Raw genomic sequence first — 15,957 nt, 5'->3', positions numbered from 1 at the left:
CGTCAGCGCCCCGACTGGAGCCGTTGCTGGACGTACGGCACCACCTGACGCAGCCACTGCTGCAGCTGCAACACGTTGATGGCCTCTTTATCGGGTTCAGGCTCAACTCCCAGCTTGATGGTGGCGTTGCTCTCGGCCGCCTGTTCGCCCTTGAGGAACAGGGCCTCGGCTTGAGAGGGATCCAGATCCGTGACCGAGACCCGGTCACGATCGTCCCGATCGGCGGGGTTGCCGCCCTGGCCAAGGCCGGGGAGCTTGAGCTGCTCATCGACGCTGAGGTCACCCGTCGCCTCGCTGCCTGTTTGACCCGCCGAGCTGGCGGCGCGCTTCTGCAGATCCAAGGCATCGAGGCCCAGGAGCGACGGATCCAGCACCGGATCGAGATAACCATCCACGTACAGGAGGGAACTCTGATCGAGGGTGAGCTGCAAAGGAAGCCCTGCGAACAGGCTGGGATCGGCGCTGCTGAACAGCCCGGTGGCCACAGGTGGTAAGGATGTGCCGGCCGACTGGTTGGTGGTGCCGTTCAGACCGGTTACTAGCAACAGATTGAAATTGGTGTTGAGCAGGCTGGAGGCGATCAGAGCGGACGTCAGACCCGACAGAGGAGAGCTGGTGGCCAGGGGGCTAGCCAACAGCCCGGCCGCCCCGGCCGTGGGGGAAATCGGCGCCGTTGGAGAGGTGGGAGTGGTTGGAGTCGTGGGGACGGCAGGGGAGAAGATCGTGCCGATGATCCGCAACGTGCCACCGGAATAGGGGGCGAACTGGGGGTCATAAATCGTGGTGCCCTGGTAGGTGAAGCTGCCGCTGCCACCTCCGAGCACGCTGGTGCCGGCGCCGAAGATCAGGGCATTGGTCAGGGGCGAGCCGAGGGCCAGGAAACCTCCGCTGGCACCAAATACGTTGTAGAGGCTGCCGGACGTGAAGATCGTCGTCCCGCCAACGGCGATCGATCCGCCCGTGGCTGCCGGGTCGGCGATCAAGTTGGAGTTCACGATCGAGACGCTGGTGGGATTGTTCGTGGCCGCCATGCCAATGGCGATCGTGCCGCCAGTGGCGCCACCGGAGGTGTTCAGCGTTGCGCCGGCCAAGGCGATGGCCCCACCGTCCACCGTGATCGTGCCGCCATTGCTGAGGGGCAAAGGCAAGACAGCGGTGCCACCACGGGCATCGAGCAGGGAACTGGTCAGGGAGAGGGATGTGGGCACGAATGGGGTGGAGAGGGCGCCCAGGGCGATGGTGCCGCCATTCCCGGAGCCCGTGCCGAAGGCATTGAAGGTGCTGCCACCGATCTGCAACACCGTGCCATCAAGGGTGATGCTGCCGCCATCGCCCGTGGGGCTGCTGGCATTGAAGGTGCTGTTGGCCACGGACAACACTCCTGTGCTGGTCACCGACAGCGACCCGGCGGCCGTCGGGGAGCCGTTGGCGCTCAAGGTGGTCCCCGAGAGCGAGAGGTTGACGGCACTGATGTCGATGGCACCGGCGCTGACCTGGGAGAGGGCGATGGTGCCTGCGGTGGCCGTGGCGGTGGAGGGGCGAACGGCGAGGGTGACCGTGCCGGTGCCGGCATTGAGGCTGGTGCCAGTGCGCTGAACGATCCCTCCGTCACCGGGTTCGCGCACACCGGGAATGGCGCCAGGGTCGTTGGCGATCAGGGTGAGATTGCCGTTGTCGGTGCTGATGCTGGAATTGAGAGCAATGTTGCGACCAGCCTGGAGCGTGAGGTCGCCGCCATTGCCCCGCGGATTATTGAAGGTGAGATCGGAGAGCGGACGCAGCAGGATGTCGTTGCTGGCCTGGAGCACCAGGGCGGTGCCGGTGTTGGTGATCGCCGCGATCTGGCTGGGGGAGATGGTGACCGAAGCGTCGCCGGCGTCAGCGAAGTTGAGGCCCGGAGCGACCAAGGGATAGAGCGGTTCAGGGACGATTCGCACCTTCTGGGCCACCACGTTGGCCGTGACGGGAGGTGTACCGACCAGGGAGGCCCCCGGACCGTTGACGAAGAAGGTGTCCGGCGCGACCACATCAACACTTCTGCCGACCTGGTCACCGATGGAATTGCCGATCAGGGAGTTTTTGGCGCTCAGCCCCCCCTTGCCGGATTCATCCACCATCAGCCCATTGGCTCCATTCACCCAGGTGACGGCACCGGCATCGACGAGCGGCCCGCCCGCGATCAAGGCATCCCAGTTGGGGCTTTGCAATAGCACGTTGAGGCCTGCATAGCTGTACAGCGAACCCATCGGCGCATAGAGCGCACCCACCTGGTCACCTGCGGACGTACCCACGATCGAGAAGTTGGCGCTCACCGCCCCGATCGCGGCGCTGCCGTCAAGGAGCTGGCCGGTGAGGCCGCTGATCCAGGTGACCGCGCCGGCATCCACCAGCGGACCGTTGTCCCAGGAGCCGCTCAACACCAGCAGGTTGGAGCCGATCTGGGAGTAATAGGACCCCACCTCCAGGGCTGTGGCGCCGATCCGGTCACCGGCGGTGCTGCCCACCAGGGAATTGGCAGCGCTGATGGGTCCGATCGCTGCCGCACCGTTGGCCAGCAGCCCTGAGCTGCCGCTGATCCAGGTGACGGCGCCCGCGTCAACCGCCGCACCGTTGTCCCAGTTGGGGCTGATCAGGCCGATGTTGCTGCCGAGAGAACTGGAGAAGGTGCGCCGGGAGAGCGCGACGTCATCACTGCTGCTGCTGCCCACCAGTGAATTAGCGGCACTGATCGGCCCGATGGCCACGGCCCCATTCGCCAGGGTGCCGGTGGCGCCGTTCAGCCAGGTGAAAGCTCCTGCATCGATGGCAGCGCCGTTGTCCCAGGAGCCGCTGAACAGGGCGACGCCGTTGCCAAACGAATAGGCGTCATAGTTGGTGCCGATGTTGTCGTAGCTGGTGTTGCCCACCAGGGAATTGGCGGCGCTGATCGGCCCGATCGCGGCACTGCCGTTGGCCAACTTGCCTGTGGCCACGTTCAGCCAGGTGACCGCCCCGGCATCTTCGGCGGCGCCGTTGTCCCAGTAGCCACTGAACAAGGCCAGCCCGCTGACGCCCTTGGTGACTGTGTTGTAGAAGTTGCCGATGCCATCGTTGGCGGTGCTGCCCACCAGGGAATTGGCGGCACCGATCACCCCAACCGCTGGGTTGCCATCGGCGAGCTTGCCGGTGCTGGTGTTCAGCCAGGTGACGGCCCCGGCACGACTGTTCCAGGCGACGTTGCGGAACAGGATTCCGTCGCCCGAGGAATTGGTGTTGTATTTGAAGAAGTTGGCGGCGACGGGCACGAAGCGGTAGTAGTTGCTGTCGTCGTACTGAGGGGCCAGATCGCCGACGGCGCTGCCCACCAGAGAATTTGCCGCACCGATCAAACCGCCCGTCGCGCCATTGGCCAGGGCGCCCGTCTTGCCGTTGAGCCAGGTGAGGGAGCCGATCCCGCTGCCCGAGGCTGAGCTGAAACCCCAGGCGGAGCTGTAGATCACCACGTTGCCGCTGGGAGACTCCCGGTAGGGATTGGTGGTGTCGGCCAGATCGCCGCGGCCCAGCGTGCCCTGGCCCGTGCCGAGCAAAGAGTTGGTGGGGCCGATCACGCCACCGCTGCTGCCGTCGGAGAGTTTGCCGGTGGCGCTGTTCAACCAGGTGATCGCTCCGCCATTCGCCGTGGCGCCGTTCCAGAACGGCGTCACCACCAGCACGTTGCTGTCGGCAGTGGCGCTCAGCTGGCGCAGGTAATAGCCATTGAGGTCGCCCGTTGCACCACCGACAATCGAGTTGCTCGGACCAATGGCCCCCAGGCCGGCCACGCCGGTGGGGTTGTTCGCAAGCGCCGGGGTGGTGCCGTTCAACCAGGTGAGGGCACCGGCATCGGCAACCGCGCCGTTGTCCCAGGAGGGAGTGGAAACAAGCAGATTGCCGCCCGAAAGGGATCTGAGCTGGTAGCTGGCCAGATCACCGCTCTGGCTGCCCAGCAAGGCATTGCCTGGCCCCACCGCACCACCGGGGCTGCCATCCGCCAGGGCCCCGGTGCTGCTGTTGATCCAGCCGAGGGCTCCCGCATCGGCTACGGCACCACTGTTCCAGCTCGGCAGGTGCACGAAGGCACCCGTGCCAAACTGAGAGGTGTTGTAGTCGGCAAAATCACCGCTGCTGCTACCCACCAGCGACGTACCAGCTCCTATGGCTCCGCCAAAGGAGCCATTGCCCAAGGCTCCAGTGGTGCCATTGATCCAGGTCACCGCGCCGGCACTTGCCACCGCACCATTGCTCCAGTTCGGGGTGAACAGCAGCGCGTTGCTGCCCAGGCTGCGGGCTGAGAAGCCCGTGAAATCACCGGCACTGCTGCCCACCAGGGCGTTGCTGGCATCGAGGCTGCCCACCCGGGGCGTGGTGGTGGGGATCAGGGCCACGGCACCGACATCGGCGGTGGTGGCGCTGTCCCAGCGGGGGCTGGCCACCAGGGCGGCGCCGTTGGAGAGGGTGCCGACGTTGGTTTCGATCACCGGCGTGCCATCGGGAAGCTGGTCGTTGCGGCTGAAAATCCCCAGTTGCTCTCCGGCCGAACTGCCTACAAGGGCATTTGAGGAGCTCAGGGGGCCTGTGGCGTAGTTGGAGGTACCCACCAGACGGCCGTCGAGGAGACGCACGGCCGTGATGGCCCCGGCATCGGCCCGGGCTCCGTTATCCCAGAGGGGGCTGCCGATCAGCACTGATGAGCCGAAGTCAAAGGGCACCAAATAGTCCTGGTTGGTGCAGGCGGCTCCGGCGGTGCAGGCTTGCGTGATGGAGAAGGTCCCCAGCTGATCGCCGCTCGACGAGCCCACTAGGGAATTCGCCGTTCCAACTGTGCCGATCGCGTTGTCACCACCAACGGTTTGACCGAGCTGGCGGTCCATCCAGGTGATGGCACCTGCATCGACGGTGCTGCCGCCATCCCAATTAGGACTGCCGATGAAGGCGTACTGCCCGCCGCTGGTTTCGATGGTCAGGCCGACACGATCATTGGTGCTGCTGCCCACCAATGAATTGACGGAGCTGATGTCACCGAAGCTGTTGTTGATGCCACCGGCCAACTTGCCTATGGACAGGTTCAACCATGTGACGGCGCCGGCGTCGGTGGCCCCCGTGGCGGTGTTGTCCCAGGCAGTGCTCCGCAGCAGCAGGGTTTCAGTAGAGCCGAAGTAGCGGTCATAGAGCCCGCCCACTCCGTCGGCGCTGGTGCTGCCCACCAGGGAATTTCGACTGCCGATGGCCCCGAAGGGGTTGCTGGCTCCGTCGGCGAGCTTTCCAGTGGCACCGGCGATCCAGGTCACCGCACCGGCATCAGTGGCACCGGCCGAGGTGTTGTCCCAGAGCGGGGAGAGCAACAGCAGGTTGACACCGGGCGTGCTGTAGAACGATCCGCTGGTGAGGAAACCGTCGCCCACCCGATCACCGGAGCTGCTGCCCACCAGGGAGTTGGCGGCACCAATGGCCCCGAACGCATCACTGCCATCGGCCAGTTGGCCCGTACCGAGGTTCAACCAGGTGACCGCGCCGGCATCGGTGGCCACGCCGTTGTCCCAGGAGGGGCTCCGCAACACCAGGTTGGTGCCACCGGGGTCGTCGTAGTAGCCGACACCCGTCGCCAACGCTCCGATGGCGTCACCGCTGCTGCTGCCCACCAACGACGTGGTGGGACCGATCGGTCCCAGGGCAACCGCGCCGTTGCTCAGCAGGCCCGTGGAGCCATTAATCCAGGTGACGGCTCCAGCATCCGTGGCCAAGCCGTTGTCCCAGAGTGGATTGCGCAGAAGAACGTTTCTGAGGCTGTAGTAGTAATCGCCGGTGATCGTGATCGAGGCCGCCGAACCAAGGCCATCGCCAGGGCTGCTTCCCACCAGGGCATTCGCTCCACTGACCACGCCAAAGGGGTTGTTGCCATCGGCAAGCTTGCCGGTGTCGCCGTTGATCCAGGTGATCGCTCCCGCGCCGCTGCTCCAATCGGGGCTGGCCAGCAGGAAGTTGTCCGGCGGCTGACCGCTCAAACTGGAGCGCAGGCTCAAGGCAGCTGAACCAACTCGATCGCCGGGGGTGCTTCCCACCAGAGAATTGGCCGTGCCAATCGCTCCCACCGCCGGGGCTCCATCGGCCAGCGCACCGGTGCTGCCATTAATAAAGGTGGCGGCACCCGTGTTCCCCGACCACTGGGGATTGCGGGCCAGCACGTTGGGGTAGAGCTCCGGACCGTCATAAGAGTAGTAGTTGGTATCGATCAACGACCGCTGACCGATGGCGTCGCCCACATGGCTACCCACCAACGAGGTGGTGGCACCCAGGGCACCGAAGGCGCTCGCTCCGGTGGCGAGCTTGCCCGTGTTGCCATCCACCCAGGTGAGGGCGCCGGCGTCGGTGGCGGCGCCGTTATCCCAGTTGGGGGTGAACACCAGCAGGTTCTGGAATTTGTTGGTGTAGTAATAGGACGACGAATACAGACGTGACACACTGCTGCCGCTGAAATCGCTGGCACTGCTGCCCACCAGTGAATTAGCCACCCCGATCGCCCCCACCGCCGGAGAGCCATCCGCCAAGCTGCCGGTGGAGCCCTGGATCCAAGTGAAGGCGCCGGCATCGGCACTCGCACCATTGTCCCAACCACCGGTGGTGAGCCAGAGGTTGGTGATGGTCGAAGAGTAATAACCAGTTGTGATGCCTTCGTAGGATCCACCCACCCGGTCGCCGGCCGTGATGCCCACCAAGGAGTTGCTGGCGTCCAAGGTGCCGATGATCGGGGCGTTCGTAGCGAGTCGTCCGGTGCTGCCGCGGATCCAGGTGAGGGCACCGGCGTCGGCGGCGGTGGCACTGGCATCCCAGGTGGGATTGAGGAAGACGAAATAATCCCGGGAGGTGCTGGAGTAGTACCCCAATTGCTGGTAAGAGGAGCCGACCCGATCGTTCGTGGAGCTCCCCACCAGGGAATTGGCCGCTCCGATCGCTCCGACAGCGGCCGCTCCATTGCCGAGCTTGCCGGTGGCCACATCAATCCAGGTGAGGGCGCCGGCGTCGGTGGCTCCTGTGGCGGTGTTGTCCCAGGTGGTGAAGCGGAACAGGGCCAGCGGGGCGGCCGCGGCCGTCTGGTCGTAGACGAGGTTCGTCCCTCCCTGCTGAAAGAAGTAGTTAGGGTCATAGGTGTTGGGAACCAGACCACCGAAGGGATTGAGATCCCCCGCACTGGAGCCCACAAGAGAGTTGCCCGCGTCGATCACGCCACCGGTGGCGCCGTTGGCCAGGGCGCCCGTTGTGCCGTTCAACCAGGTGAGTGCCCCCGCATTCGGCACGGCGCCATTGGCCCAGGCGCCGCTGTAGATCAACAGATTTCCGCCGCCGTACTCGCGCACGGTTTGATTCACGTAGGAACTGCAACCGGTGCAGCCCGCCTGTGGCAGATAGGCCGCCGAGGCCGTGTTCAGAAGGGAGTTGCCAATGCCAATCGCTCCGCCCGTGCTGGCATCGGCGAGCTTGCCGGTGCTGCCACTCAGCCAGGTGAGACCGCCGGCATCGACGCTGGCTCCGTTGTCCCAGCGGGGGGTGAACACCAGGGCTTGGCCGGAAGTCAGGAAGCGCACCGAGGCCTGGTTGAAATCACCCGTGGTGCTGCCCAGCAAGGAGTTGCCGCTGCCAATGACACCGCTGGTGGTGCCATTGGCGAATTTGCCCGTGGCGGTGTTGATCCAGGTGGCCGCCCCGGCATCGAGCGTCGCCCCGTTGTTCCAGCCGGGGCTGATCAGCGCCAGCAATCCCGCTGAGACACCCGACGGGGAGTAGTTCGCCTTCTGGCTGCTGATCGCATCGGTGCCATAGAGCGCGCTCAGCAGGCCGTAGGTGCTGCCATCGAACAGGTAGGTGACCCCCTCCTGGCCGGGGAGGCCGCCCGTGGGCACGTTCACCAGGATCGGGCTAGTGGCCGCCGTGCCCAGCTGCTCCACCAGCGCCGTCGGACCGGCTGCATCGGAGCCGGGGTAGACGATGTTCTGCGCGTCGTAGCCGTAGCCCCCGACCGTGGTGTTCTCGATGTAGATGTTCTTGGGATCGAGCAGCAGGCTGCCGGGGCTGCCGGCGGGAGCTGAGGCGTCGGCCGTGCCACCGAAGAACAGATCGGCCTTGCCCGACACCTCCAGCACACCGCCGTTCCCTCCCAAGGCGCCTCCCTTGGCGCTGACGGCGCCAGCAAACCGAGTGGCATCTTCCGACCAGACCACCACCTGACCGCCATTCCCCAGGGCCGTGGCATCGGCCCGGAGGCCGGTGCCGGGGGTCACCGTGACCTTGCGGGCATTCGCGCCCAGGCCGAGGTCGGCCCCCTGGAAGCCGCCGCCCACGTGCACCTGGCCGCCGCCGCCGACGCCGGAGGCATCGAGTTGGGCCGCAGCCAGGGTGATCGTGGAGGCGAGCAGATCGATACGACCGCCCTGGGCCGCTCCACCGGTGCCCTGGGCGAGGTAGCTGCCGGAGCTGAACAGTTCGGTGCCGGCGCTGAGGGTGATCGAGCCCCCCGCCGAGAGTCCGCTGACATCCCACAGGCCGCTGAGGGTCTGCACCGTGGAGGCGGTGCTGGCGCTGGTGATGCGGCCCCCAGAGCCCTGGCTGCCGATGGCCTGGATCGGCGCCGCACTGAGCAGCTGGTTCGCCTGCAGGGTCACCTCGCCACCGCTGCTGCCGCTGGCGTTGAGAGCCGCGGTCTGGAGCACCGCGCCGCCCGTAATCGTGATCCGGCCGCCGGGTCCGCTGACAGAACTCACATCAATCGATGTGGCGCCTTGGTCCACCGTGGCCCCACTGATCGCCACCTGCCCCCCCGGCGCCTGGATCCCGGCGGCCTGCAGGAGCACGTTGCCGCCCTGGGCATCGAGCAGCAGGCTCTGATCCACCGTGAGCAGGCCGCCGGAAAGGCTCAGATCGCCGTTCTTCTGCAGGCCGATCGCCGCCAGGCTGGCCGGATCGCTGAGCGGCCCCGCCGCCCCCTGCAGGGGAGCGCCGCTGAGCAACGCCGCCTGGCCGGCGGTGGTGCCTGCCGCATCGAACACGCCGTTGCTCAGCCGCCAGCCGGTGGCGGTGCTGAGGTTCAGCTGCTGGATGTTGGCGAAACCACCGGCGCCGCTGATGGCGATGCCGCCCGGGGAGAGCCAGAACAGGTTGCCGGGGCTAGAGAACGAGACAAGTTTGTCGATGAAGCTGCCCAGGGGGCTGGTCACACCAACAAACACATTGCTGGCGCCGCCGGTGGCGAAGTTCACCCCGGTGATGCCGCCGCGCGTATCAAAGGCCGAAAAGCGGTGAAAGAGGTTGCTGCCTGCCGCCGTGCCGCCGCCCACTTGGCACAGGCCAGCTGCGCAGCTGCCGCCCAGCTGGCCATTCACCGCCGTGCCCAGGCCCAGGACGCCGCCGGTGGCGCTCACTTCGCCCGCGCACACCGGAACAGCGGCCAGCAGGGCCGAGAGGCCCAGGGCCACTGAGACGCCCTGGCCATGCGATTGCTTCATCCGGGAACGCGTCGCCATGGAAAGGACGCCAACAAAAAGCGGGGGTTCAAAACCCACACCAGGTGAAATAAACACTAAGCGGAGGACATGTTCGGGGCGTCATCGGGCAACAGACGTTCAAGCGCCCATTTCAATCAGCGCCCAAAGAATGACCTGAATCGTTTGGCCCGCATCGATCCGGCGGCCACCGCCCCAGCAACGGAACGCTGGGTCGTGCAGGGACGATCAACCAAGGGGTCCGTCGCGCTGAAATTCAGACAAATCTCCGATAAGTTTTGCTCATAAACTTTTACACGACTCTCATGTTCACTCTGCCCTTGCTGGCCCAGCTGGTGGCCCCACCAGTTCAGCAGGGGCCGGTACGGTTGCCGGGGCCGGGCGCCACCGAGCAACGACCCGATCGGGACCGTCCGGCCCCGAAGATTGATGGGCTGCCGGTGGAGCCAGAGGTCCCGGCCACCCCCGTGCCAACTCCCACCGGCCCCGGCGCACCCAGCACCAGCCGCCAGGCGCTGCCCGAAATCCGCGGTTTCAAGCGCTATTCCAGTGCCGAACTGAGCAAGATCCTCGCGCCCTGCCTGGCGATCAGCGATCCAGCCGAGCGTCTGAAGGCCTGCGCCGCCAGCCTCACCGCCCGGTTGGTGGCCGATGGCTACGTCAACAGCCGCGTCTTCGTCGAAACCAGCCCGGCGCCCGGCCGCCTGGAGGTGGTGGAAGGGAAGATCGTGGAGGTGCGGGTCAACGCCAAGAGTGCCTGGCTGAGTCGCCGGGTGACCCGGCTGCTGCGGCCGCTCCAGGGCGAGGTGCTCAACCTGGCCGAGGTGGAGCGCCAACTGCGGCTGCTGCAGCGCCAGGCGGGCATCAAGAGCATCCGCAGCAACCTCTCGCGCCTGGGCAGCGACCCCACCCAGGCCGTACTGACGGTGAATGTGGAGTTGGGCAGCCAGCCCCTCCAAGGTGACCTCTCCCTGCGCAACGACGGCTCCAGCGGCTCCGGCGAGGGCCGGGCCGTGGCCACCCTGGTGAAGGGGGGGCTCGCCGCCCCCGGCGACATCCTGTTGCTCTACGGCGAACTCGACTTCAACAACGACCCCTCCCTGGGGGCCTTGATCACATCCGCCAGCTACACCTACCCGCTGAGCGACCAGGTCAACCTCACGGGCTCCTTCGGCTACAGCCGCCGCAACCTGATCGAGCTCCCCGCCCCGGCGAACGACTTCAGCACCCGGCAGTTCCAGGGCCTCGGGCAGCTGGAGTGGGTGTTCAAGGAAACCCTGACCCAGCGCTGGGCTGCCTTCGCCGGCCTGAGCATCAACCGCAGCGACACCTACCTCTCGGGCCAGGCCCTGCCCAGTTTCCTGCCCGAGAGTGTGCGCTCCCCGCGCACGGGCTACCTGCGGGTGGGGCTGAGCGGCAGCGGGCTGAGCAACTCCGTGGGCTGGAGTGGCAACGTCTACCTGTTGCAGGGCATCGGTGCCCTCACCCCCGACAAGCAGATCAACGAATTGACCCAGGTGGGCGTTGTCCCGGGCCAGGCCACGGCCCTGGGGGGTCTGGTGTCAGCGGCCTGGGGTTTCGCCCCCAACTGGCAACTGAACCTGCGGGCCGGGGGGCAGGTGGCCTTCAACCCGCTCACCCCCTCGATGCAGTTCACCCTCGGCTCCGACGTGGGCCTGCGCGGCCTGCCCGGTCAGCTGATCAGCGGCGACAACGGCTGGCTGGGCACCAGTGAGGTGGTCTGGACCTTCTGGCAGAAGAAAAAGAACGCCTTGCAACTGGTGCCCTTCTTCGGCTACGGCGGCATCAACACCAAGCTGCAGGGCCTCAACTTCACCGACTACATCGGCTCCACCGGCGTTCTCACCCGCTGGCTGGCCGGCGACAAGTGGACGTTGGAGGCCGGCTGGGTGAATCAGCTCGGCGCCAACACCAACGTCGGCCCATGGGCCGACTGGACCCTGAGCAAGGGCTTCTACGGCAAGGTGCAATACCGGTTCTGAGGGCCTCCATGGGCCGATCGTCGCGACCCAATCGTTTAAGCCGGGCGCTGCTGCTGACGGCCCCCTACGGAGCGGCGGCGCTGTTGGTGGCGGCCCTGCGCTTCACGGGCATCGGTGAATCGCTCAACCTGCTGCTCTACGACCTGATCACCTACCTGCGGCCTGCTCCCGCCGGTACCACCACACCGATCACGCTCATCGGGATCAGCGAAGGAGACATCTCGCGCTTCGGCTGGCCGATCGATGACCAGCTGCTCTGCCGGGCGATCGACACCCTCAGCGCCGATGGCGCCCGGGCGATCGGCTTCGATCTCTACCGCAACAAGGGCGTCGGCCCCCAGCAGGAGTGCCTGCGCCGCCAGGCACGCAGCAACCCGCGGTTGGTGTCGATCTTCAATGTGGCCGAATCGATCGGCCCGATCCCGGGCACCCCGAGCGATCGCCAGGCCTTCAACGACCTGGTGGTGGACGCCGATGGGGTGGTACGCCGGGACCTGCTCCATGTGGCCGGCCAGGACGCCGCCACCGTGGCCCTCCCCCTGCGGCTGGTAGAAGTGTTCCGCGGCAACGGCGAGCTGCGCAGCCGGCTGGACACCAGCCCCAACGCCGAGGGTTGGCTCGAGCGCGATTCAGGCGGATACTTCAACCTCGATGCCGCCGGCTACCAGCAGATGCTGGCGTTCCATCGGCCGGGCAGTTTTCCCCTCTGGAGCCTCGATCAGCTGCTCAACCGGCAGGTGCCCCAAGCACAGATCCGCGGGCGGATCGTGCTGATCGGCAGCACCGCCCCCTCCCTGCGCGATCTGTTCAACGTTCCTTACACCCGCTTCGTGCTGACGGCCCGCCAGATGCAGATGCCCGGCGTGGAACTCCATGCCAACCGCACCGCCGCCCTGCTGGCGCTCGCCGACGGGCGACCCCTTGGGCTGCGGGCCCTGCCGGGCTGGAGCGGCATGCTGCTGCTGGTGCTGGGCCTGGGGCTCGGAGTAGCCCTGGGGGAAAGCTTCGCCACCCTGCGGCGCAGCATCCTCGCCGTGACGGCGGTGCTGCTGCTGGGCCTGGGCGGCGCGGTAGCCCTGCTGCTGAACGGGGTGTGGCTGCAAACCACCCTGCCCCTGGCGGGCCTGACGCTGATGGCGGGGGCGGCCTGGTTGCGCCGCGGGGCCGCCAGCCAGCAACAGCGCCAGCAGATCCAACGGCTGCTCGGCCAGACCACCTCACCGGCGGTGGCCCAGCAGCTCTGGGAGCAACGGGATGAACTGCTCAGCGACGGGCGCTTTGAGGGGCGCCTGCTGGCGGTCACCGTGATCTTCTCCGACACCTGCGATTTCACCACCCTTTCCGAGCGCCTCAAACCGGCGGATCTGCTGGCCTGGCTGAACCGCGGCATGGCCCTCTGCGTCCCCGCCATCACCGAGCGCGGCGGCATGGTCAACAAGTTCACCGGCGATGGGTTCCTGGCGGTGTTCGGGGCACCGTTGGGCAAGGGGGAGGTGGCCGACGCGAGCGAAGCGATCGACGCCGCCCTGGCGATCCAGCACGGCCTGGAGCAACTCAACCGCGACCTGGCCGCCGACGGCGAGCCGCCGATGCGCATGCGCATCGGGATTCATTCCGGCGCTGTGCTGGCGGGCTCGATGGGAAGCAGCGAGCGGCTGGAATACGCGATCATCGGTGACACGGTCAACTGCGCCTCACGGCTGGAAAGCTCCGAGAAAGCGCGTCAGAACGGCCTCTGCCGGGTGCTGGTTTCCTCGGTGACGCGCGATCTGGTGCTTCAGAACGGCGCCAACACGATGAATTGGGAACCCTGGGGCAGCCTGCAGGTGAAGGGCCGAACGGAACCCCTCGACGTCTGGGAGCTCAGGGGCAGCGCACCGGCAGCGTCGCCGGCCAATCCGCCCCGATGACATCTTCGAGGCCGAAGGATTGGGCCAGCTGAGCCTTGGACAACTGGGAACCGCAGAGGCCCTTGAGCTTCTGCAACGCCGCCTGGATGCTGCGGTCGTCGGCCGAGCCTTCGGTGACGAGCAGGCTCAGGGCTGGTGGTGAGACCGTTTCGACGAAGCTGAGCGGATCGTTGGTGGCGGGCGGAGCGCCGTCATCGCAGCGGAAGGTGGATTCCCAGACCTGGGAACCCTTGAAGCTGGCCAGCTTGAGCAGGGTGATCCCCGCCGGAGCAGCCGGCAGCTCCCGTTTCACGGCGGGGCCGGCGGCCGTGCCGCCAGGGCCCTGGGGCCGGAACTGAACCTGCAGGGGCCGGGGGTTGGCCGTGGGTCCCTCGAGCAGAGCCACTGTCAGGGCGGGGCCGGGGGCGAAGACGCTGTCGCTGGGCACCAGGTGGGCCAGCACCCGTGCGGCGCACTCACCGCGGGTGCCGCCACCGATGCGACGGCCGGGAAACGTACTGCGCAGGTTCGGCTGGGCCAGGGCAGCGCTGGCCTCAAGGCTCACCGCCGCCAGGAGCAGGACATGGAGCCAGCGGCGGGCGGGTTTGCGATCAAAGAGGGCCATCGCTGGATCGGATGAAGGTCGTTGAATCCACCCGCTCAGGATCGCACCACCAGCCAGGTCCAAAAAAGCTTGGTGGTCAGGTGGATGGCCTGATCACCCGGCAGGCGGTAGAGATGCCGGCACTTGCCGAAGTCGGTGAGGGCGTGGGCCACCCATTCCGCCAACCCCAGCAGGGGCACGCCGGTGATCGCACCCACCAGGAAGCCATGGATGGCGGCATGGGAGCCCAGCCACCAGTACCAAGGAAGCGTGACATCATGGCCCGGACACTTTTCTGTGGCCATCCGGTCGCTCTGCAGAGCGAAGTCCCCCACGAAATGCCCCATGGCCAGCATCAGGAACAGGTCCAGCGCATGCGGGTGATGGGAGGGGTCTGGAAACATGGCTTGGGCCGCCCGGCCCGTCCAGGATGCCCCGCCATGACCTGAGCCGCCATGGACGTGCTGCAACGGCTGCTGCTGGCCCTCGGTCTCACCGCCAGCCTGATCCTGCTGCGGGTCCTCAGCCGTCGCCATCCGCGAGGCCTCGCCTCCCCCCCCACCCGTCTGCCCCTGGCGGCGATCTTGGCCTGGTTCCTGAGCAGCAGCCTGCCGTTGGTCTGGCTGCCGGAGGCCCTCCGCCCCTGGTGGAGCACCTCGTCCGTACTGCTGATCAGCTACGCCCTGATCAGCCTGGGGGAGTGGGCGTTCCTGGAACTGCCCGCGGCCCTGGGCCTGTGGGCCAAACCTCCCAAGATCCTTCGCGATCTGGGCATCCTGGCCGTGGGGGCAGCGCTCACGGTGGTGGTGCTGCAACAACAGGCCCGCATCAACCTGGTGGGACTGGTGACCACCTCAGCGGTGCTCACCGCCGTGATCGGCCTCGCGGCCCAGGAAACCCTCAAAGACCTGTTCGCGGGCATCACTCTTCAGATCGACAATCCCTTTCGTGAAGGCGACTGGATCGAGGTGGACGGGTTCAAGGGCTTCGTGGTTTCACTCACCCTGATGAACACGATCGTCAAGGGCATGGACGGGTCCCTGCAAGTGCTCCCCAACAGCAAGGTGGCCTCAGATGTGCTGAAGCGATTCGGTCCGAACGATCCGGTGGGCAACCGCTTCAGCCTCGGCCTCGATTACGCCCTGTCTCCCGCCCAGGCCCGGCAGCTGCTTCTGCAGGTGGTCCGCCAGCACCCCCGCGTGCTCAGCAGTGAGGAATCGCGGGTCTGGGTGGGGGCCTACGCCGAGAGCGCGATCACCTACGAGCTGATGGTGTGGCACCTCGGTGCAGGAGAAGCCAGCCGCCTCCAGATCCGCAGTGAACTGCTGGAACAGTTCTGGTTCGCACTCCAGCGGGCAGGCCACAGCATTCCCTATCCGGTGCGCGAATTGCGCCGCAAGCGTCAGGCGAGCGCCGACGCGGATCCCTCGCTCACATCGCTGGAGCAGCGGCAGCGGTTGCTGCGCTCCAACCACCTGTTCGCGCTTCTGGGGGAAGAGCAGCTGAGCACCCTGGCCTCCCTGAGCCTGACGCGGCGCTTTGGTCCCGGCGAAACGATCGTGCGCGAGGGCGATGCCGGGGACTCGCTGTATCAACTGGTGCAAGGCCAGGTGGAAGTGCTCAAAGCAAACGCCGACGGCAGCCCCACCTCCGTCGCCCGGCTCGGAGCGGGGGAGATCTTCGGGGAGATGACCCTCTGCCTCGATGCCCCCCGCAGTGCCACCGTGCGCACCCTCGAGGAATGCCTGCTGCTGGAGGTGAGTCGTGCAGCGCTGCAGCCCTTACTGGCCGACGACACCGCCCTGCTGGAGGAGCTGGCGGGCCTGGTGAATGCCCGCCGGGCCCAGCTCGAACGCCTCGAAAACGAAGCGACACCCCTCCATGACAAGCAGCTGTTCGAGCGCATGCGTGAGCTGTTCAGTTCGCTGCTCGGCTGACTTGCCTACCCGCTG

General features: G+C 66.7%; 6 protein-coding genes. 3 read left to right on the top strand and 3 right to left on the bottom strand.

Annotation, left to right across the window (positions count from 1 at the left end):
* Nucleotides 1-2 precede the first annotated feature (2 nt).
* Nucleotides 3-9,512, bottom strand: coding sequence for a beta strand repeat-containing protein (locus KBZ13_RS07735; protein ID WP_255007969.1), 9,510 nt, complete (start codon nucleotides 9,510-9,512; stop codon nucleotides 3-5).
* A 302-nt stretch (nucleotides 9,513-9,814) separates the two neighbouring features.
* Here KBZ13_RS07735 and KBZ13_RS07730 point away from each other — a divergent pair, with 302 nt between their 5' ends.
* Entirely contained in the window at nucleotides 9,815-11,512 is a 1,698-nt protein-coding gene (locus tag KBZ13_RS07730; protein WP_255007967.1) for a ShlB/FhaC/HecB family hemolysin secretion/activation protein, read from the top strand.
* 8 nt (nucleotides 11,513-11,520) lie between these two features.
* The gene (locus KBZ13_RS07725) at nucleotides 11,521-13,422 is read left to right on the top strand and encodes a CHASE2 domain-containing protein (protein ID WP_255007966.1); all 1,902 of its coding nucleotides are present in this window, start codon (nucleotides 11,521-11,523) and stop codon (nucleotides 13,420-13,422) included.
* On the opposite strand, the gene KBZ13_RS07720 is transcribed toward KBZ13_RS07725, so the two are convergent.
* Nucleotides 13,376-14,026, bottom strand: a complete 651-nt coding sequence (locus tag KBZ13_RS07720; protein ID WP_255007964.1) for a hypothetical protein — start codon at nucleotides 14,024-14,026, stop codon at nucleotides 13,376-13,378. The two genes, KBZ13_RS07725 and KBZ13_RS07720, sit on opposite strands and share 47 nt — an antisense overlap.
* A 35-nt stretch (nucleotides 14,027-14,061) precedes the next feature.
* A complete protein-coding gene (locus tag KBZ13_RS07715) occupies nucleotides 14,062-14,409 on the bottom strand; it encodes a DUF3307 domain-containing protein (protein WP_255007962.1) in 348 nt (115 codons plus the stop codon).
* Between the two features lie 51 nt (nucleotides 14,410-14,460).
* Between KBZ13_RS07715 and KBZ13_RS07710 the strand changes: the two genes are divergently transcribed.
* Nucleotides 14,461-15,942 carry a mechanosensitive ion channel family protein gene (locus tag KBZ13_RS07710; protein ID WP_255007961.1) on the top strand — a complete coding sequence of 494 codons (1,482 nt, stop codon included), beginning with the start codon at nucleotides 14,461-14,463 and terminating at the stop codon, nucleotides 15,940-15,942.
* The last annotated feature ends 15 nt before the right edge of the window (nucleotides 15,943-15,957 follow it).

Origin of the sequence: Cyanobium sp. ATX 6F1, from assembly GCF_024346315.1 — a bacterium.
In the GTDB taxonomy this organism is placed as follows: Bacteria; Cyanobacteriota; Cyanobacteriia; order PCC-6307; family Cyanobiaceae; genus ATX-6F1.
Note: the sequence above shows the minus strand (reverse complement) of the source record. Positions and strands in the feature narration are given on the sequence as shown.